This window comes from Pseudobacteroides cellulosolvens ATCC 35603 = DSM 2933 (assembly GCF_001262605.1).
Lineage (GTDB): Bacteria > Bacillota > Clostridia > Acetivibrionales > DSM-2933 > Pseudobacteroides > Pseudobacteroides cellulosolvens.
Genome location: NZ_LGTC01000001.1, coordinates 2,568,492 through 2,588,665, shown reverse-complemented (window position 1 = coordinate 2,588,665; position 20,174 = coordinate 2,568,492). Strand labels below are relative to the sequence as shown.

General features: G+C 36.8%; 17 protein-coding genes. 9 read left to right on the top strand and 8 right to left on the bottom strand.

The window, feature by feature from the left end; translation table 11 throughout:
• Positions 1–9 precede the first annotated feature (9 nt).
• The 5 genes from Bccel_RS10320 (at position 10) to Bccel_RS10300 (ending at position 7,085) form a co-directional block, all read left to right on the top strand.
• A complete protein-coding gene (locus Bccel_RS10320; RefSeq protein ID WP_050753353.1) occupies positions 10–1,134 on the top strand; it encodes an ATP-binding protein in 1,125 nt (374 codons plus the stop codon).
• On the top strand, positions 1,124–3,499 hold the full coding sequence (locus Bccel_RS10315; RefSeq protein WP_050753352.1) for a DUF5682 family protein: 2,376 nt from the start codon (positions 1,124–1,126) through the stop codon (positions 3,497–3,499). The genes Bccel_RS10320 and Bccel_RS10315 overlap by 11 nt, the downstream gene beginning before the upstream one ends.
• Positions 3,468–4,619 carry a VWA domain-containing protein gene (locus Bccel_RS10310; RefSeq protein WP_201781953.1) on the top strand — a complete coding sequence of 384 codons (1,152 nt, stop codon included), beginning with the start codon at positions 3,468–3,470 and terminating at the stop codon, positions 4,617–4,619. The genes Bccel_RS10315 and Bccel_RS10310 overlap by 32 nt, the downstream gene beginning before the upstream one ends.
• A gap of 80 nt (positions 4,620–4,699) precedes the next feature.
• Positions 4,700–6,688, top strand: a complete 1,989-nt coding sequence (locus Bccel_RS10305; protein WP_036945272.1) for a hypothetical protein — start codon at positions 4,700–4,702, stop codon at positions 6,686–6,688.
• A 73-nt stretch (positions 6,689–6,761) separates the two neighbouring features.
• Complete coding sequence (locus Bccel_RS10300; protein WP_036945275.1) at positions 6,762–7,085, top strand: hypothetical protein; 324 nt, start codon at positions 6,762–6,764, stop codon at positions 7,083–7,085.
• A gap of 88 nt (positions 7,086–7,173) precedes the next feature.
• On the opposite strand, the gene Bccel_RS10295 is transcribed toward Bccel_RS10300, so the two are convergent.
• A complete protein-coding gene (locus tag Bccel_RS10295; RefSeq protein ID WP_050753351.1) occupies positions 7,174–8,076 on the bottom strand; it encodes an IS982 family transposase in 903 nt (300 codons plus the stop codon).
• Between the two features lie 211 nt (positions 8,077–8,287).
• Here Bccel_RS10295 and Bccel_RS10290 point away from each other — a divergent pair, with 211 nt between their 5' ends.
• Positions 8,288–8,599 (top strand): 4-fold beta flower protein, encoded by a 312-nt coding sequence (locus Bccel_RS10290; protein WP_152965977.1) that lies wholly within the window; start codon positions 8,288–8,290, stop codon positions 8,597–8,599.
• Between the two features lie 190 nt (positions 8,600–8,789).
• Here the strand turns inward: Bccel_RS10290 and Bccel_RS28825 are convergent, their stop codons facing one another.
• Genes Bccel_RS28825 through Bccel_RS10270 form a run of 5 tightly spaced genes read right to left on the bottom strand, consistent with a single transcriptional unit; the run spans position 8,790 to position 11,801 of the window.
• Entirely contained in the window at positions 8,790–8,981 is a 192-nt protein-coding gene (locus Bccel_RS28825) for a helix-turn-helix transcriptional regulator (RefSeq protein ID WP_081927402.1), read from the bottom strand.
• Positions 8,982–8,987: 6 nt separating this feature from the next.
• Positions 8,988–9,410: a response regulator gene (locus Bccel_RS10285; protein ID WP_081927400.1), complete on the bottom strand. Its 423-nt coding sequence runs from the start codon at positions 9,408–9,410 to the stop codon at positions 8,988–8,990.
• Positions 9,411–9,423: 13 nt separating this feature from the next.
• Positions 9,424–10,068: a sensor histidine kinase gene (locus tag Bccel_RS10280; RefSeq protein ID WP_160317711.1), complete on the bottom strand. Its 645-nt coding sequence runs from the start codon at positions 10,066–10,068 to the stop codon at positions 9,424–9,426.
• Between the two features lie 23 nt (positions 10,069–10,091).
• The gene (locus Bccel_RS10275; protein WP_036947171.1) at positions 10,092–10,808 is read right to left on the bottom strand and encodes a hypothetical protein; all 717 of its coding nucleotides are present in this window, start codon (positions 10,806–10,808) and stop codon (positions 10,092–10,094) included.
• A gap of 42 nt (positions 10,809–10,850) precedes the next feature.
• The gene (locus Bccel_RS10270) at positions 10,851–11,801 is read right to left on the bottom strand and encodes an alpha/beta hydrolase (RefSeq protein ID WP_036947168.1); all 951 of its coding nucleotides are present in this window, start codon (positions 11,799–11,801) and stop codon (positions 10,851–10,853) included.
• Here Bccel_RS10270 and Bccel_RS10265 point away from each other — a divergent pair.
• From Bccel_RS10265 to Bccel_RS10255, 3 genes are all read left to right on the top strand, one after another.
• Entirely contained in the window at positions 11,794–13,671 is a 1,878-nt protein-coding gene (locus Bccel_RS10265; RefSeq protein ID WP_242857007.1) for an ATP-dependent DNA helicase, read from the top strand. The genes Bccel_RS10270 and Bccel_RS10265 overlap by 8 nt on opposite strands.
• A 102-nt stretch (positions 13,672–13,773) precedes the next feature.
• Positions 13,774–13,986, top strand: a complete 213-nt coding sequence (locus Bccel_RS10260; protein ID WP_036947166.1) for a hypothetical protein — start codon at positions 13,774–13,776, stop codon at positions 13,984–13,986.
• 81 nt (positions 13,987–14,067) lie between these two features.
• Positions 14,068–15,690 (top strand): recombinase family protein, encoded by a 1,623-nt coding sequence (locus Bccel_RS10255; RefSeq protein WP_050753349.1) that lies wholly within the window; start codon positions 14,068–14,070, stop codon positions 15,688–15,690.
• On the opposite strand, the gene asnB is transcribed toward Bccel_RS10255, so the two are convergent.
• Positions 15,635–16,831: an asparagine synthase (glutamine-hydrolyzing) gene (gene asnB, locus Bccel_RS10250; RefSeq protein WP_050753348.1), complete on the bottom strand. Its 1,197-nt coding sequence runs from the start codon at positions 16,829–16,831 to the stop codon at positions 15,635–15,637. The two genes, Bccel_RS10255 and asnB, sit on opposite strands and share 56 nt — an antisense overlap.
• A 165-nt stretch (positions 16,832–16,996) precedes the next feature.
• Positions 16,997–20,170, bottom strand: coding sequence for an MGH1-like glycoside hydrolase domain-containing protein (locus Bccel_RS10245; protein ID WP_050753347.1), 3,174 nt, complete (start codon positions 20,168–20,170; stop codon positions 16,997–16,999).
• Positions 20,171–20,174 lie beyond the last annotated feature (4 nt).

Below are 20,174 nucleotides of genomic sequence, written 5' to 3'. Positions count from 1 at the left end.
AGGAAAATCATGCCCAAAAGAACTGCTACGGAATCAGATAATAAAACAAAAAATCTACAACGTCCACCTGCCGAGCAATTATATGCTGATGAACTTGCTGTTTTGCAGGAGCGTGATAAAGGTGCTCCAAAGCCGCCGGGGTGGTTTCTTTCACCTCGGGCAGTGTTGGATTTTGTACTTGGGGACGCAAAAGGAAATATCGAACCGAAATTTGTAGGTCGCAGGTCATTTGTTGAGTGTTGCATTGTCGCATTAGCTACTAATCGTGGGCTTATGCTCATTGGAGATCCAGGTACTGCAAAAAGCTATTTAAGTGAACTCCTAGCTGCAGCAATTTCCGGTGATTCCACTTTGACAATACAGGGAAGTGCAGGAACTACCGAAGACCAGATCAGATATTCTTGGAATTATGCTCTCTTGCTTTCAGAAGGTCCTTCAGAACGAGCTCTTGTAGCAGCACCTTTACACAAGGGGATGAGCGAAGGTAAACTGGTACGATTTGAAGAACTGTCAAGGTGTCCGATCGAAATTCAGGACTCCTTGCTCTCGGTCCTAAGTGATCGTGTGCTTCATATTCCAGAGCTAAAGAGTGAGAATAATGTACTCTTTGCACGACAGGGATTCAATATAATTGCAACATCAAACACCCGTGACCGCGGTGTAAATGAAATGAGTGCTGCACTTAAACGCCGTTTTAACTTTGAAACTGTGCAGCCAATTCTGAACCTTAAGGAGGAGTTTGCACTAGTCCAGAGGGAAACTGAAAAAATGCTTAAACGGGCAGGGGTAAGTATTATTCTTCCACCTGATAAAACCGAGGTCCTTGTTACTGTTTTTCATGAACTTCGTAATGCAGAGAGTTGTGAAGGAAAATCGATGGAGCCGTTAAATACGGTAATGAGCACTGCTGAAGCCATATCCGTCGGATATGCGGCAGCAATGCATGCTTTTTACTATGATGACGGAATTGTTCGGGCAGAACATTTAGTCACCAATATGCTTGGATCTGCACTAAAAGACTCAAACGATGATGTCAAAAAACTTCGTCATTACTTTGAACATGTAGTTGCCAATCGCACAGGCAGCCATTGGAAAGAGTTTTATGCAGCACGGCGGTGTATTGATGGAAGATAAAATATTGAAGAATATATCAAATGATTTCAATACCTCACAAGTTTTCTTTTTGCCGGTCAGACATCATAGTCCGGCAGCTGCACGGGCAGTAAATGAGCTTATAGACAGGCTTCAGCCCGCTGCTATTTTGATTGAAGGTCCAAGTGATTTTAATCAGCATATTAATGAACTCTTTCTGCCACACCGTCTTCCACTGGCGGTTTATTGCTATTTCAGGGATGCGGGCGGTGAAAGGCGTGGAGCATTCTACCCGTTTATTACTTATTCACCGGAATGGCAAGCTTTGCAAAAGGGGCATAGTATTGGTGCGGAAGTTATGTTTATTGATTTGCCATGGTCATATATATGTCATCTGGAAGCTGCATTACCAAATCTGCCGGAACGACCTGTTCTTGAAGAACAACGGTATGCAGACGTTCATTTGCGGCGGAGCTCCTATATAACCCGTTTGTGTAAAGAAGTGGGGGTAGATGATTTCGACGGATTATGGGATGAATTGTTTGAAATTGATCCTGAATTGTCATGCGATGAATATGTCTTGAGAGCTCGTACATTTTGCGATCATTGCCGTCAGGTTGATATTCCGGATCCCATAGACATTGAACGAGAACGATTTATGGCTAGGCAGATACTTGAGTGTATGGATAAATATACAGGAAGCATACTTGTGATCACAGGTGGATATCATACCTCAGCATTAGAAGCACTTATCACTCAAAAGTCTATCATTGATGAACCAAACATTGAAGTTGATCTTCCAGCGGATTATGGTAGTGCAATAACTCCATTTTCCAATGAGCGATTGGACAGCTTGACAGGGTATAAATCAGGAATGCCGGGGCCAGGATTTTATGAATTTGTATGGGAAGACAGATCAATAAATAAATCCTTCGACTACAGTCCTCTATTAGTAAGACTTGTCAATTCCCTTCGTGAGAAAGGTGTTCTTTTCAGTACAGCCGATTTGATAGCGGCAAGTTCTACATGTAGGGCTCTTGCAGACTTGCGGGGGCACAGGGACGTATGGCGTAGGGATATAATAGATGGCTTGAGAGGTTCACTAATAAAAGATGACCTTGCTAGGGGCGGTACGCATCCTCTGCTTGATGTTATTTCGGAAATTTTCCGAGGTAATGGTGTAGGGCGGTTGGCCCAAGGAACGACAGTACCCCAGCTTATGCGTGAAATTGAAACCATACTTGAGGAATTAAGCCTTACACCTACAGAAAAGCAGCGTGTTATTGAGCTCAATCTAAACCGACAAGATGACCGAAAGAGAAGCCGTGTCCTTCATTGCTTGCGTATTCTAGGGATCAGTGGATTTTCGTTGACAGGAGGAATTGATATAAGCTCTGGTACCTATCATGCGGATGTACAGGAGGAATGGTCCATCAAATGGATACCTGAATTTGCATCTTCAGTGATTGAAGCTGCGTCACTTGGTCCGTGTCTTATTGACGCAGCTTCTGCCGCACTGGTTGAAAGTGCTGATAAAGCAGGCCGTGATATAGAAAAGGCTTCTCAACTTCTTGTAGACGCTACACTGGCTGGATTGGGAGGAAAGCTTGGCAAGCTAACCCAGCGTCTTGAGGCTATGATACGGTTTGGATACGATTTTCCGGCAACAACCATGGTGCTTGATAACCTTTTATACTTATACAGTTATAATACAGTTCTAGAGCTTGAAAATCGAGAAAGTATGACAGATTTATTTATAGAAACCTATAGGCGATGTCTTTACCTTCTTGAGAATTTGGGGGTGTCTGCCCAAGGTGACAAACGATATGTAGATGGAATCAGGGGTATTGCAGCAGTATATGAACGCTGTGCAGGTTCATTAGGGCTTACATTGGAAGAAACAGGAGGGGTGTTTAAACGTGTCAAAGAAGACCGGGAACAATCGCCTATGCTTCGAGGTGCTGCTGCCGGCACACTATTGTCACTAAAACTCATTGAAAATTCGTCGATACTAAGTGACCTTCGTCTTTTTTATGATCCGGGTCTCATGGGGGATTACCTTACAGGCCTTTTTGCATTAGCACGGGAAACAATACAGCGGGATAAAAATTTTTTAACAGAAATAGATCGGTGGCTTATAGAGCTAAATGATGATGAATTCCTAGAAGCTGTTCCGTCCTTAAGGCTGGCATTCACTTACTTTACACCCAGAGAGAAATACTATTTGTCAATGCAGTTGCTTGATACTCAGGACACTAATAATTCTTGCAAAAGGGCAATTGCTGATAAATCGCCTGAAGATCTTATTGTAAATGCTGAGCAAGCTCTGTTATCATTGCGTTTTGAGAATAAACTTTATGAGACTCTTTCGAAATATGGTCTTAAAGGAGGTACTGATGCTGGATAAAAATCAAATGCGTAATGCAAGATGGCGTTTGGTTCTAGGAGAGGGAAGTGAATCAGCATTCGGCGGATGTCTTTCCGACATAGACGAGAAACGTGATAAAGCTCTGGGATATCTTTATTCAAGGGAGTACAATGCAAGAAATGTTCGCGGAGGCAGTCGTCAAGGTTCACTTGGCGATTCTCAGATTATCGTTCCGGAGTGGATAAATGATGTACATGATCTTTTTCCTCAAAAGACAATTGAACGGCTAGAGCGTGACGCTTTAGAGAGGTATGAAATTCAGGAGCTTGTAACCAACCCGGAATTGCTTCAGCGTGCAACACCAAGTGTAACTCTTTTAAAAGCGGTGCTCCACACCAAGCACCTTATGAACCAGAATGTTCTTGGCATGGCACGTCAACTTGTTCGAAAGGTAGTTGATGAGCTTATGCAAAAACTTGCCCGACAAGTTGAGTCACCTCTATTTGGAATAAGGGATCGACAACACCGCTCTTACCGTAAAATTGCCAGAAACTTTGATGTGAAAGCAACTATACGCCGTAATCTTCGTCATTTTGATACTTCCAGAGGGCTACTGGTAATTCAGGATCCGATATTCAATTCAAGGATACGTGTAAATGCTGACCGCTGGCAAGTGATAATCCTTGTGGATGAATCAGGGAGCATGGTTAATAGTGTTATTCATTCGGCAATTGTTGCATCGATTTTTTGGGGAATCAAGGCACTCAAAACTCATCTGGTGCTTTTTGACACAAATATAGTTGATGTAACAGCAGATTGCGTGGACCCTGTAGAAATGCTTATGAAAGTACAACTAGGCGGCGGTACGGATATTGGAAAGGCACTTGCTTACGGACAGTCACTGATTGATAATCCTAGGAAGGCGATAGTTATTTTGATAACTGATTTTTATGAAGGTGCCGATCCAAAGCGGCTATTGGGAACGACACATGGGATTGTGGAGAGTGGTGCAAAGTTATTGGGACTTGCTGCTTTAGACGAGCAGGCCAATCCTAACTATGATAAGGCTATTGCACAACGGATGGTCAATTTGGGGGCTGAAGTAGCTGCCATGACTCCTGGTGAACTTGCTGCCTGGGTGGGAGAGAAAATTCGATGATACGCTGCCAATAGACAAACGAAATATTATAAAAAATATTGTTTTAGATTCTTTAACTATTTCTAATTATGGAGATTATCATGCGAAAAGATTTAATGACAATTTCTGAAGCTGATCTTGAGGTGTTCACAAATCGTGGGACTGTTAAGAGAGCAGTACGTGATCTTGATGAAGCACTGTTTACCGCCAAATTAAACGAAACTGACGATGGTTTGGTAGAGGTCTTATGGTCTGATGGTGCTATATGCCGTTTTGCCCCTGGGGTGCTAATCAAGGACGGGAGATGTACATGTCCGGCTACTTCCATGTGCCGCCATTTGGTAAGAACAGTGCTTTTTTACCAGCGGTTTCACAAAGAAACAGTAATTGATAGTGAAACCGATGTTTTATCAAAATGGGATCCTGGAGACATATCTGATGCTGATATAGAAGCTCTGATATCAACAGGTCATTTGGCAAAAGCTAAAAAACTCTTTTCTGAAGGACTTTTAGTCGAGTGTATTCGTTCTTTAAAGCCTTATGCAGTAATCCATGGACTTGGAATTATGGTCCGTTTTCCCGTGTCAGGTGATTTTCGCTATGTTCATGCAGACTGTGAAGGAAATATGGCGACTTTAGGGTCTGTAATTGCAGTATGGGCTTTTCGGCTTCTTGATAAAGATAAAGAGACGGGTTTTGTGGTAACGGCACAGTCAGAAGCTATTTCTTCCGAAGTCTTTAACTCAGGGAAATTAAATATTTCGGAGGTCATGAATTTCGGATTTGTTTCTCTTCCGCCGCGTTTTGAAGACAGGCTAAAAAGTGCAGAGCAACATCTTCGTGAGTCAAGCCTCATGTGGCCGGCTGAAATTATGTCGGATCTTGCACTTGAATTCAGACGGTACATAGACCATGATAGTCTTTTTTCACCTGAACGTTGTCTTGAGTATGCAGGAGAGTTTTTGCTTCGTGCCGATTGTCTAACATCTTCTCAAAACTCTATTCCTTCAGCACTTGTAGGCGGCACCCGGTATGATACACCTCATGAACTTGGTACACGTAGGTTTACCGGATTGGGATCAGGTGTAAGGATTCTGTCTAAGAGTGTAGTTTTACAAGTGTTTTTAGAAGATGCTGATAGCGGTTTGATCGTAGTAATTGAAAAAGAGTTTTTGAATCCGGAAAATGGGCCAGCCCGTGAGTTTAGATTTCTTGGGGAGACACCGGTTGCGGCAGGTGCAAAATTTATTGATATTGCAAGGTCACAGCTCCTATCAGGGTCATCTAAGCGAACTGCTTCAGGTATTCTGTCCTTTGGGCGTAAATTGGTAGTTAATCCACAGGCATTTAACTGGGAAAGATTCAGGGAAAATAATTATCATATTGATTATGCAGAATTACACAACCGTATGACTTTTCAACCGCCATCATCACTTAGGGCTCGACGTGTGGCAGAGTCTTTTCAAATAATAGGAATTACAGCAGTTGAGAACACACGATTTGACCCTGTGACTCAAGAGATCCGATGTGAGTTTATTGATAGTCAAGGTGCTAAGATATCAATGATTCATCCGTATTTGTCACAAGCGGCATCAGGTTGTGAGTTGCTGCTAAGAAGCCTTTCACAAGAGAATGTACGTCCTGTTTTTGCAGCAGGACACATTAAAATAACCTCCGCTGGATTAACCATTTATCCAGCATCGGTAGTTGTTGAACAGGATGGTCGCAGGACAATGATACAGCCTTGGTTGGATGGGCCTCAAGGTTTGCAGGCAAGTGAGACCACAACCAGTCATGAGGAACTTCCAGTACGTGACCCAATAGCTCGGTGGTTTTCTTCTTTAGAGTATGCTTTGTCTGAAATATTACAGATGGGCATCAGAAAAACGGACATTCAAACAGCTGCTTTGTGGAAACAAATTGCAAATGATGCTGGGGCCATAGGATTAGTGAGGATTGCTCGTCAAGTGGAGTGTATAGCGGAAGCATTGGAGAAACGATTGCACAGTATTGATGAAATTGAGGATGGAGTTTGTGATTTGATATTGGATATGCTAAGGTTATTGAGGCTTGCGAGGGATTTGATTTGAATCGTTAGAGGATGAAGGATTCAATGCTATAAAGCTTTTTATAAGAATTCATTGGTAAAGGTGGACGATAAAAATGTATGACAATGTTAAGACTGGTCAAAAGGTTATTGATTTTATTAAATATACCTATGTTGCATTAGCTTGTATAACAGCACTTTTAGCATTTATTGCGTTTGGGGTTGGTGAAGGAATATATAGAATAATAACCCTAGGAATTGGAACGGTTATCGCAATTGCTCTTCTAAGAGCAACCAGGGAAGGAAGTTTAGCAGCAAGAGTTACCTTAGTTATTCTATTCCTATCGGCTTCAATATTAGGGTTTTACTTAATGCACCAATTACAACTTAACACGTTTAATTTTCTTGTTAAGTTAATTAACGTGAGTTCGATAAAATAAGTGCCATAATTAACCATACTCATAGATTATAATTAAGTAAGGCTTTAGTTTCTTGAATTCTGAAGCCTTTTTATTATGAAAAGCAACCTTAGAGTGTGGCAACAAGAATGCTTTTACTAAACTTTAAGCTTGGTTTGCTCGGCAAAAAGCTATACGCAGCAATACCAGCTACAACATTAGTTAAAAAGTTTGTAAAGCTTCTATGCCTAGTATGTTCAATCTGGCAAGTATTTTTCAGAAAATCATTTATTGTCTCAATAAGAGCTCGCTTTCTGAGTAGAAGCTTTTCTTCTATATCAATTAGCTTATTTTTCATGTTCTTTTTTATCTTGGTTATTAGCTTTATCCCTCGATCATACAACTTTTTAAACAAAGGCTGTGATAAATAGCCCTTATCTCCAAAAAGTTTTCCAAATAGATCTTTTGTAAGTATATCTATCACCTTTGAGTCTCTATCGTCTGTATCACCTGGTGTTAAAAAGAACGATAAAATTTCTCCTATTTCATTTACTACAATGTGCAGCTTAAACCCGTAGAACCAACCTGTAGAAGATTTACCTCTCTGAGCAATATCTTTAAAAACTTTGTGAGAGTGAATCCTCCTGTTATCACAAACATCTAATGTCGTAGAGTCAATAAAGGAAATTCCTGTTGTCTTGCCTAGTCTAAACTTTTGTGTGTATAATATTAATGGAATTAGTGCTTGCTGCATTAACTCTACAAACCTTGTATAACTTACAAGGCTCGTAAAGTACCCACTTAATCTTTTACAAACAAATTCTTTATAATAATGCTTAAAGTTTCTATAACTCGAATGATGAAAATATATTGTTATTGTTATTACTTCACTTAGTGTCATCATTCTTGAAATGTTAAAGAGGTTAGGTTCCTTCAGTCTATTATCAGTAACCAAATGATGCTTTAAATAGTTGTTGAGCCTAATGCAAAAATCATCAGTATCGCAGAAAATTTTAATAAGTAAATCTTCCATGAAGCTCCATCTCCCTCTGTTAAATTTGTTTTGCCAACATTGATTATACAGATTCGGACAGGAGCTTCATTTTTCATTTCTGTTTCATTCTTATTACAATCATATTATCGAACTCACGTTAATTAGTAATTTAATGATATTATATTTTTTAGCATGTGGTGGATTGTTGCTGTTCTCGCCTCATATTAACGCAATTAGCAAGTATTATAAATTGATTAATCAATTGCAATGGTATTGGAACTGGAGCGGTAAATGTATTGGGTATTTTGATAAAGGGTTCTTATGGAATTCAGATGGCAAAATAATCGGTAAGTTTATTGATAATGAAATCTATTCTTCGGAAGGGAATTATATAGGGGAATCTTATAAAGGGAATAATAGATTGTGTATTGATAAGTCTAAAATAGGAAAGAAGATTGAACCTTTTGAAATGACACAAATAAGCTATAAGATAGGTAACGATGAAAGTATATGTACTTTGAAAATTTATAATCAACTTGAAGATTTTACAGTTACCGATTAGGGATTTAGGTAGAATTGGCATGAGTATTGCAATAGCTATTGTGTATTTCGGCGGCTTATAGATAAACATAAAGAGATTTCAATAGGGGTTGAAGTAATTGGTGTTATACTCCGAGAAGAGGATGTATTTTAAATTTGGTGCAACAAACAGCTTAAGTCTTAAAGAGCAAGGCTTTGGAGCTCAATAACTTCTATAAAAGTCCCTTCCGTTTAACCTTCCGAACCGCTTCCTGACTATTCTTCACCCCAAGCTTTTTGAAAATACCCTTAATCTGCTTTTTTATGGTATTCTCGCTCTTCACCAAAATCTTCTGCAAATCAGCTCTTGAATGCCCTTTTTCAATAAGAACATACACTTCCTTTTCTGCATCGGAAAGCGGCATGAGCTGCTATTGTTCCTTCAAACGGGCGTATTCTTGCAGCATAACATTAAGCGGAGAATTATCATTAAGACAATTTCTGATAATACCTGGAAGCTCTCGGTAGTTATCTTTGGTTATGTAATTGACGGCTCCAGCAGTAAATGAGTTTTTTATGACATCAATATCACTGATACAGGTTAGCATCAGTATCTTTCTATTGGAAAATTCCAAAATTTCTTGGGCGGCATTGATGCCATCGTAATTATCACCTGACAAATTTATATCCATTAGAATAATATCAAAATCTATGCTTTTTGCCAGTTTAACAGAATCAGCTTTAGAGGTGGCAGTACCCACAATTAGGAAATCATCTTCATTACTAAGGAATTTGGTGATAGTTTTCATCCAATCAGTATCATCTTCTACTATAATAATTCTAATCTGATCCATATAAAAACCTCCGTTATACTTCAACGACTTCAAAAACACTTTTCTTATTAAAGGTCAGAAATACCGATGTACCTTCGCCTACTCTGCTACTGATATCACACTTCCCTCCATGATAAAGCATCACGTTATAACAGTAAAAAAGGCCCAGGCCAAAATTAAGATCGCTTTTCTTGGTTGAGAAGAATGAATCGAATACACGGTTAATAGTATCTTCTGGAATTCCTTTTCCATCGTCGGTAATACTAATAGCAATACCTCTGTTTTGAGTCCTGCTAAAATCTATTATGATTCTTCCATTTGGTTCCATAGCATCAATCGAATTTTTCAGAATATTGATCAAGGCCTCTTTCAAATGGAATTCATCACACTTTAAAATTGCATCAAACTCCATATCTTTTATCACAGTTACGTTTTTAGATAAAATTAAGGGGTTAACCATGGTTAATGCTTGGTTTACTATATCCATAATAGAATTCTGGGTTGGACTAATAACAATATCCTGCATCTGCTCCCGAAATCGTTTAACCATTTCAATCAAGTGATCAGCTGAAACAGATATTATATGAATATCCTCATTAAGTGATTTCTTAAGGGTTTCAAGCTCATTGGCTTTTTTGGTACTAATTTTTATATTATCTATACACATGGTTATTTTCAATATACCGTTTTTAATAGAATGATTCAGCTGGACGGTCCCTGAAGAAAAGGCTTTAAAAGCATTATCCAAGCGGTATTTTCAATTTTAAGTTTAACTCCTAATGCACCAAATTTAACTGCGTATATTATGAATAGGAAAAACACAGTTCCTACCGTAAACACCTGGAAACGCCACGCGTCTTTGATATCAATTAACCCAAAAATATAATTAAGGAATGCAGTAAGCAATGTTATGGGGCAAAATAATATGCATACCAGAAGTTTTTGTTGCTTGATTCGTAGGTTGGTTTCTTTAAGATACTCCTTGAATATCAAGTAATTTCCGCAGAATATGTAAGGTACTACCCAAATACAAAGGTATACATAATTGGGTTTAAAATACGGGACTATTTGTTGTGCAAAATAGCCTATTAATGCTGGAATTGCAAGAACCCTGCTAAAGTGTTTATTAATTCTGTCGGAACGTTTTTTGAATGAATTTGAATAATGGATTGAATAAACTAAGAATGCATATGGTGAAAATTGGTGAGAAAGCGTAAAAATGAATGAGTCAAGTATTGTTATCCAATATTTTAGTTGACCCGTAAGCAGTGAAATTACCGATTCTTCAATATAAGTCCCAAGCCCGGCACAACCTGAAAAAAATGCAACCAGGCTGCACCAGACATTTACCTTGTTTTTAGGATTGCTGAAAAATAGCATTGCAGACATTGTCCAAAGAAAAATACAAATAAAAAGCATCTATTTCACATCCTAAAGATGTTCTTACTTCATTGCAATGTTCTAAAGGTTTTTTTCTTTTATAAACAATAAAGACTCATGTAATATTTTTTTTTTATAGATTATAAGTCCCGAGTGTCCAATCTTATATAAAATTCTTTTTGGCTTATTCCAGGCTTCCCACAATCTATCAGTATCTTCTATATGAACATATTTGTCATATAATCCACTGAATAATAGGATATTCTCTTTTGGTATAAGAGGCATACGTAGGCTTGGATTAAAAATGTTCCATTTCTGTTTTAACGTTTCATAATCAAATGAATTGGCAACAAAATCTCTTTTTAGGTACCTGCCAGGAATAGTGTGCCATGTTGAATACGACATACTGTTTGCATAAAACGCAGATATGAGTGCATCTATGTTTTCATCAGCAGTTGCAGTTAAATTGGTTATAAAACCGCCAAGGCTGATACCTGCAAGTACAACCTTTTGGTTGATGCTTTTAAGATAGCATATTAGTGCCCGAATGTCTGACACTGCTTGTTTTACAGATAACAGGGTTCTACCAATGTCGGTACTAATCATTAATTCGCTGCAATATTCTGAATCACTTCCTGCCCTAGGATTATGAAAGGGTAAAGATATAAAATACACATCATAACCATTTTCCAGAAAACCTTCTAAAAAAATATCTGATATTGCAGAATAATCTTTCATCCTCCAGCCAGGGACTAAGACTATTGACTTTGATGCTGGTTGGGTTGGGTTTTTATAATAAAGTCCATGGATCAATTCATTGCATTTGTTATTGTCAACTTCGCTTTTGAAGGTGTAAGAGTATATTGTTGGTTTATCAGTTGGGTTAAGAGTGATTATTGGGATTGAAGGTTTTTTGTAGAAGTTTGTTATGTCAATGTTTGAGTCGGTTGAAAAGTGTGATTTGGAGCTTCTTTCTCTATGAAGAAGTTCCAAGGATATGCAGTCAATTATGTATGAGAATGCTTTGTTCATTAGGTTACTCCTGTGTAGTTATGCATTGTATGAAAGGAAAAGGCAGAGTAAAGATGGTATAAGCCAAGAAGATTCTATACCATGTGTAATATCTACATCCAGTATTGACTTGCAGAATGCCATTATCAATAATTATGTTCCAACTTTATCAGAAATCTTATATAAAAACAGAGTTATAAATCGTTCGCTAAGTGCGGTATTAAGAAAAGGTAAAGAGCATTACTTTTGTAAAATGAGGTATGAACGGTTGGTAGAATACTTGAAAAACAGTAAAAAGGCCGTTGATAGAGACTTGTTTGAAAAGCTTAATTCGTTCAATCTTAGAAATTCAATTGATTTAGATGAATACAAAGGACTAAAAAATCATATTGTTCAGAAAATTAATGTACCAAAGAATTGTGACAAAAGCTGTCCTAGATTTAAAGATTGTGAATACATGAAATACATGGAATATGCAAGAGCACCTTTCCATGACTTTCAGGTATGTAACCACAATTATTATCTTGCAGATGCAGTCAAAAGAGCAAAAGGAAGGCAAATGCTGATTCCGGAACATTCAATTGATATTATAGATGAAGCACATAAGTTGATGGATGCAGCGAGGCAGATCCTTGTTAAAAGCTTTTCTGGTGAAGATATAACAATAATGTCGAATATGATCAGTAGTAATCTGAAGGGTAAAAAATCGTTTCAAAATTCAGCAAAACTCAAACTGGAAAGATTATGTTTATTGAGGACAAAATTCTTTAGGAGACTGATTTCAAATATTAATAGAGAGATTATTGATGATGACGTATCTCAAATAGGGGTTACAATTGGCTATCATGAAAGAGAAATCCTAGTTGAAATGCTTTTACAAATCAGCAATATAAAAGATTACTGTTCCACCATTATTTCTAAAAGCAGAGAATTAGAAATGATGGTTTTGGAAATAGAGCAACAACTTGAAAACATATTAAAAACTAATGATGCTGTATATTGGCTTGAGAATCCTGGAAATGAAAGTCTTATTGCAATTCGTGGCGTTCCCATAGATTTGGAATATCAGTTATATCAACTGTTATGGAGGAATGGAATTCCGAAAATTGTGACATCAGGAACATTGTCTGATGATCTAGGATTTGATTATTTTAAACGTAATACTGGGATAGATTTAATAACACCAAGCAAAACAAGTCAAATAAGCTATTCATCACCATTTGATTATAATAAAAATGCTTTGCTATATATAAGTGAAAAGGTACCGTTTCCAGACAAACAATGTGATCTATTCATAGAAGCTGTTGCAGAGGAAATCATTAACTTGGTTGATGCAACTTGGGGACATGCTGTTATTCTATTTACATCATATACATTGTTATCAAAGGTTTATGAGTTGGCCCGAAGTAGAATTAAATACCCTCTTTTTAAAATGGACAAAAGTCAAAGGAACATCGTAGAAGCTTATAAAAATAGCGGAAACGGTGTTCTTTTTGCTACCGGCTCTTTTTGGGAAGGAGTGGATTGCCCTGGTGATATTTTATCTTCACTTATTATTGTGAATTTACCATTTCCTACACCTACACCCATTGCGGAATACAAAAAAGAGCAGTTCGATACTATGGGAAAATTTATTGACAGCATAGTGTTTCCAGAAATGATAATCAAATTGAAGCAGGGGATTGGAAGATTAATTAGATGTGAAACAGATACCGGGGTTATAGCTGTTCTCGATTTCAGGATAAGTAAAAAAGGCAGATACCGACAGAGGGTTTTAAAAGCCTTGCCGGATTTTGAAGTAACAGATTCTATTGATGATGTTAGGGATTTTATTAGAAAAGTGAAGGAAGAGGATTATTTCAAAGATGTAGGGGCTAAGATAGATTTTTAAATAGAAACGTTAAGGTTGATAGCTGGAAGGAGTAAAGAAAGACAAGATATTGCTAATATACTTTTAGTAGTGTCTTTTTGTTTTTATAAAATAGGGGGAAAAATGAGAATAAAGGAAACAACTTTTAAATCTGAATCAAATCTCATAATCTATATTACTGAAGAAGAAAGTAATAATAGTGAGATTATCAGTAGGATTGATGAATATAAGAAAAAGTATAAAAGTATTTCCGTATTTATATCTGGGAAAGCGGATATAAAGGGTGTTCTGAAGAAAATGATCATAGAAAGGTCAGAAATCAGTAATCATTATTGATTCCGTTTACTTTCTAAATTAACTATTATATAATATCGGTGATATAGCCCATATTTAAAATGTGAAGATGAGGTATTTGAAATGAACGTGGTTGGGTATGTACGTTTATCCCGCGATGAAGATAAGGAAAACTACTCTTCTATAGTAGCACAGAAAGAAATTATTATAGAATATGCAAAAAAATTAAACTGGGAAATATGTAGAATGTATGTCGATGATAATTATAGCGGATATACATTTGATAGACCAGCTTTTAATAGGATGAAAGAAGATATTGAGAATGGTAAAGTTGACGTTATTATTGCCAAAGATATTTCGAGAATAGGCAGACATAATGCGAAAACATTACTATTTATTGAATATGTACAAACAAATGGAAAGAGGTTGGTTTTGCCCGAAGAAGGTAGTGGTTATGACACAGAATCAGATGATGATGATATACTTGGAATAAAAACATGGTATAATGAAAGATATGTAAAAGATATTTCTAAAAAAATTAAAGCAAATATGCACATAAAGCAAAGAAAAGGTGAACTCGTAATGGGAAATTTATACGGATATATAAAAGACCCAAATAACAAATCTAAACTATATATAGATGAGAATATAAGACCCATTATCCAGTTAATATTTAAACTTTATATAGATGGCTTGGGGTATAAAAAGATTAGCGATATCCTAAATGAAAAAAGTTATCCGACACCATCAGCATATATTAAGCAAAAACACGCTGAAAGTGGTCGAGTATTCAAAAATTTAGTTAGCGATTTGTGGCAGACTCATAATATTCAAAGAATAGTTCAAAATGATTTATATATTGGCACCTTATGGACACATAAAAAGCAAAATAAAAAAATTGGCGGGAAACAAGAAAAAGTAAAGAAAGAAGAACAGTATTGTTTTGAAAACCACCATGAAGCAATTATAAGCAAAGAGGATTTTGAATTAGCACAACAGATAAACAATAAGAGAAGAAGCCTTATTGATTATAGCGGAAAGAGCTTTTCAAATGTAAAAGCTACTTACAAGGGAAATGCAAAATATGATTATATATTTTCATCCTTTGTTTTTTGTGGCGATTGTGGTTTTGCTGCAACTGGAAAGAATTTAGGAAGAAAACCTAAAGTCATAAGGGGTTATGAATGTACACAATATGCGAAATATGGTCTTCAAAGGTGCGTTAGTCATAATGTATGGGAGGACAAACTCTTATTTTTCTTTAAAGAGTTTTTAAAAGAGATAAAAAATCAATATGAAGAGTACTTAAAAACCTTCAATTTTGAACAAAGTAGAAAGAATGTAACAGAGTCATTGAATAGACTTCAAAAGGAACTCAAGGTCACAAATGAAGAATTGAAGATACTTCTAAATCAGAAAATCAAAGATATAATCAAAGAGACGAATGCGGAATTTCGCGAAATTATAGAAGATAGTTACTCTCAGTTAGAGAATGATAAAAAAGCTAGGATAAATGAATTGACAATAAAAATTGAAGAGCTCAAAAGAGTGGGAAATAAAGATATCGAAAAGAAGATACAAACAGCTATTGATAAATTTGATAGCATCATTGAATCAGAGCGACCTGATAGAAAGGTTATTGAGATGATTTTGGACAGAATATTGATTTACCATGATAAAACTATAGAGTTTAAATTGCTTGTGGACATTTCAGAATTAACATATGATAATACATCAATGATATAGCACATTCACCTGATAGTGCAACTGTTGCGTCCTGTTTGACCTTTCTGCAAAACAGCAAAAGTGATGAATCGATATCTGCCATGCCTGGTAAATCCCTTGCTAGAACAGCATCTTCAAGTGCTTTGGCAAGGCTTTCATTGTCTATGGTTATATAGTGGTGACAGGTACCGAATTCCTCCGACATTCGTTTAACCCAGTAAGCATCTGAATCAGGTTGAAAATCGTTGGCTTTAAAGAACAAATCATTGCCTGCATAATCAATTGAGTAGGTGTGCAGCTTATTTTTACCCGAGGCATAAAATGATTTTGCAGCTATAGCTGTTATAGCACTTGAATCCAAACCGCCTGAGAGAAATACACATACGGGTACATCGGCTACAAGTTGTCGGGCCACGGCATCCTTAACCAAATCTCTTACAGTATCTATTGTATATTCAAGGTTGTCCTTGTGTTCATAACTTGTAAGGGACCAGTACTTTCTTACAAATGTGCCATTACTGTTATGTAAAAGGCAATGGGCAGGATTTAGTTCGTGTATGCCTTTGAATACACCGATACCGGGTGATCTGGCAGGTCCAAGAGAAAAAATTTCCAATAAGCCATCCTTATCAATTTGTGGCTTAATTAAATTGCTCTCTAAAAGAACTTTTATTTCAGAGCCAAATATAAGTGAATTACCAACCTGTGCATAGAATAGCGGCTTAACCCCAAATCTGTCACGTGCCAGGAAAAGACTTTGGGAGTATTCGTCCCATACTCCGAATGCGTAAATTCCGTTTAGCCGTTCAACACATTGGGGCCCCCATTCAATATATGAGACAAGCAGCACCTCAGTATCCGAATTGCTTATAAACTTATGACCTAGTAACTCAAGTTCTTCACGTAAATCTGATGTATTATATAGTTCGCCGTTATATGTTATGACATATTGGCGGTTTCCATAGGTTTTAACCATAGGTTGACCTCCTCCAGCCGGGTCAACAACTATCAGCCGTGTATGTCCTATGAGTGCATGGGTTGAAGTCCATTTACCTCTGGCATCAGGACCCCTGTACATTAACTTGGATGTCATTTGCTCCAATTTATCTTGGAATGGGCGTATATCTTCATTGAGATTTATCCATCCGGCAATTCCACACATTTTAAACCACTCCCTGCATTATATTTTGGGTATTACCAGTTAATTATTTGTTAATACTTAATGTAATATATGTTTTTAGCATGGCTTTATGATAAGGCACTACAAAAAGAAGAACTGCCAAAAAGGTTAGCCCTCATTGGCAGTTCTTAATATAATATATTACGTTTATGCCTTTTCTGTGATTCCTTTTTCTTGTATCAGATTTGCCACAAGCCCGGTCCAACCTGTCTGGTGGCTGGCACCAAGGCCTGCTCCAAGATCACCGTGAAAATATTCGTAAAAAAGAATATTGTCCATAAAGTCTTCTTTATTGAATAGACTTGACTGGCCTCCATATACAGGTCTGTTGCCCTCATTATTTCTTCTGAAAATATTTATAAGCCTATCTGCCAAGTCATCACAAACTTCATCCAGGGGTTTTTTTATACCTGTACTATTATCAGAATCCTTATACTCTACTTCGAAACTCCTTCCCAGGTAATTGCTGAACTTACGCAGGGATTCAATCAGCAAATAATTGATGGGGAACCATATAGGTCCTCTCCAGTTGGAATTTCCTCCCATTAGTTTAACCTTGTTTGATTCCGCCGGCTCATACTCAATTGTTTTTCCGTACCAATTGAGATTAGTGTTCTTTGCAAGTGAGCGTATTCCATAGTCACTTAAAAACTGGTTTTTGTCCAATACTCTTTTCATGATCCTTTTAATCTTATTTTTATCAACTATAGAAATATAACCTTCAAGACAGCCTTTTTCATCTTGATTTTCATTAATTTCCATTAAATCGCTAAAATTATTATGTGCTTCTTTTGATACAAGCTCAGGTCTCTTTTTCATAAACCATTCAAGTGAACCTTTAAAACTATTAAAAGAATCATAACATTGTTCATTTGACTTCATTTCTACCTTTTCAATAGCAAAAAGAGGAACCAGGCCTACTACTGAGCAGACGTTGATAATACCATATACATTTGCACAATCAAAAAAGAATCCTTTATCTTCATCCCAAAGACCGAATCGAGTGTTCTTTTTTATCTCATTATACATATAAGCCAGCAATAAACGATTTAACTCTTGAATCTCAAACCTGTTTTTGCTTGTTTTTTCATAAATCTTGCTTATCTGATTCCACTCTTCGCTATTTTTACTGTCTTCAACAATCTGCTCTATATTTTCTATGGTTTTGCAGAAGTTATAGTCCGGTAAAATCCTTAAATTCATTGCTTCTATAAACTCTTTTTCATTCCATTGATATAACAGGTTTTTATATTTTTCATCATAAAATAGTTTGTCGTAGATATTTTTTAGGACATCATCGCTTTGCCCCTTCAACTTTTCATAAAAGCCATATCCTATTTCACCCATACAGAAAATTGAAGAACCTATTTTACCCATAGCATCACTTAAGTAGATGAAATGCTGTAGATATTTACGCTCCATTTCATACCTTTTTAGTATATGTGCCATTTTCATCATATTGAGGCAGAACATTGACATCCATGCAGTACCGTCTGCCTGTTCCAAAAGATTTCCATCAGGATCCCTATCAAGAATTCTTATGTTATCAAGTCCCAAAAACCCACCTGAAAATATATTGTTACCATCATCATCTACCTTATTAATCCACCAGGTAAAATTTATATTGAGCTTCTCAAATATTTCTTCTAAAAATTCTATATCATCATTTCCATAAATCATTTTATCTTGCTCATAAACTTTTAATGCAGCCCATGCATGGACCGGTGGATTTATATTGCAATAATCCCATTCATATGCAGGAATCTGACCGTTTGGATGCATATACCACTCCTTCAGCATAAGGAGAAGTTGATGCTTGGCAAAATCAGGATCGATCAATCCCACAGTAACGGTGTGGAATGCCAGGTCCCATGCAGCAAACCAGGGATATTCCCATTTATCAGGCATCAAAAGTATATCTTTACAATACAGATGCTTCCATTTGGTCATTTTAGGATCATTTATATGCTCAGGAATTGGAGCGATTTTATCGCCTTCAAGCCATTCGTCCGCTATAAAATGGAATAACTGTTTGTTCCAAAGCATACCTGAAAAAGCCTGTCTTTGTATGTTGTATAAGTCTTTTTCCATGTCATCGGCATCGCTGTTATTGGTGTTACCGTTTTGGTTATATGGGCTTAACGTATCATAGAATTCATTAGCTTCATTAATCCTTTTAGTAAGCATATCTTCAAAGTCGCTAAAGGGATTAAGTAAATTGTTGTTATCTGAAAGCCTTAAGGATATTGTAGTTTCCTGCTTGCTTTCAAGCTCAAACATATAGTGTACAGAAGCCTTGGTTCCTGTTTCCTCTTTATTTATATAATCAAGATTGTCAACGGCATCGTTACCATCTCTGTACTTAGCCATCATGTAGTTGTTAACACCGTTTTTAAAATATTTCCTTCCATCGTTTGAACTGTTAAATGATGCCTTATTATCAGTTTCGTTATTTGTAAACAATATATCTTTATATTTTCTGTCGGTATAAAGCATATTTATTTTAGAATAAGTATCACTATTTTCGTTTGTCTTGGGATAATTGATTTTCACATTATTCCCGTTTCTTTTCAAGCTGCTTTTACTTGTTTCGCCTTTAAATGACCATGTATTTCTAAACCAGACTGTAGGCAGAAGATGCAATGTTCTTTTTTCGTTACCCATATTTTTTGCTTTTATTTTTATCAGTATATCTTCTGCATCATATTTTGCATATTCTATAGTGATATCAAAATACCGATCACCCTCAAATGTACCTGTATTGATTAGTTCAAACTCGAGAGGGTTAAAGCTGCCTTTTTTGTTGTATAAATCCTCATAAGGGTATCTGTATGGATATTTGTACTGATACTTCATATATGAGTGGGTAGGAGTATTATCAAGATAGAAGTAATATTCCTTTACGTCCTCACCATGGTTTCCTTCGCCGTTGGTCAAACCGTATAAACGCTCTTTAATGCATGGGTCTTCGCCATTCCACATTGAAACTGCAAAGCACAGGAACTGGTGGTCGTCGCTTATTCCGGCTATTCCATCCTCCCCCCAGCGATAAGCCCTGCTTAGTGCCTGATCTCTAGGGAAAGTTCCCGGTTGACCTCCTTCTCCCCATGAGTAATCAACGGTATTATAATTTTCTCTTACGGTTCCCCATTGGCGTTCGCTCAGGTAACAGCCCCATTTCCGCCAATTCTTACCTTGGGAGTTATCGGTTATTAGGCCTTCAACATATTCGATATATTCATTAAGCCTTATTCTTTCTTTGGTTTTCTCAATATCATTACGCTTGTTTTTATAATAATTCTCAAATTTATTATCAATCATTATA

Bases quoted from the DNA above. Each gene is read 5' to 3' on its own strand.
- Bccel_RS10320 (WP_050753353.1), top strand. From the start codon at position 10: ATGCCCAAAAGAACTGCTACGGAATCAGATAATAAAACAAAAAATCTA.
- Bccel_RS10315 (WP_050753352.1), top strand. From the start codon at position 1,124: ATGGAAGATAAAATATTGAAGAATATATCAAATGATTTCAATACCTCA.
- Bccel_RS10310 (WP_201781953.1), top strand. From the start codon at position 3,468: ATGGTCTTAAAGGAGGTACTGATGCTGGATAAAAATCAAATGCGTAAT.
- Bccel_RS10305 (WP_036945272.1), top strand. From the start codon at position 4,700: ATGCGAAAAGATTTAATGACAATTTCTGAAGCTGATCTTGAGGTGTTC.
- Bccel_RS10300 (WP_036945275.1), top strand. From the start codon at position 6,762: ATGTATGACAATGTTAAGACTGGTCAAAAGGTTATTGATTTTATTAAA.
- Bccel_RS10295 (WP_050753351.1), bottom strand. From the start codon at position 8,076: ATGGAAGATTTACTTATTAAAATTTTCTGCGATACTGATGATTTTTGC.
- Bccel_RS28825 (WP_081927402.1), bottom strand. From the start codon at position 8,981: ATGCCGCTTTCCGATGCAGAAAAGGAAGTGTATGTTCTTATTGAAAAA.
- Bccel_RS10285 (WP_081927400.1), bottom strand. From the start codon at position 9,410: ATGGATCAGATTAGAATTATTATAGTAGAAGATGATACTGATTGGATG.
- Bccel_RS10275 (WP_036947171.1), bottom strand. From the start codon at position 10,808: ATGCTTTTTATTTGTATTTTTCTTTGGACAATGTCTGCAATGCTATTT.
- Bccel_RS10270 (WP_036947168.1), bottom strand. From the start codon at position 11,801: ATGAACAAAGCATTCTCATACATAATTGACTGCATATCCTTGGAACTT.
- Bccel_RS10260 (WP_036947166.1), top strand. From the start codon at position 13,774: ATGAGAATAAAGGAAACAACTTTTAAATCTGAATCAAATCTCATAATC.
- Bccel_RS10255 (WP_050753349.1), top strand. From the start codon at position 14,068: ATGAACGTGGTTGGGTATGTACGTTTATCCCGCGATGAAGATAAGGAA.
- asnB (WP_050753348.1), bottom strand. From the start codon at position 16,831: ATGTGTGGAATTGCCGGATGGATAAATCTCAATGAAGATATACGCCCA.
- Bccel_RS10245 (WP_050753347.1), bottom strand. From the start codon at position 20,170: ATGATTGATAATAAATTTGAGAATTATTATAAAAACAAGCGTAATGAT.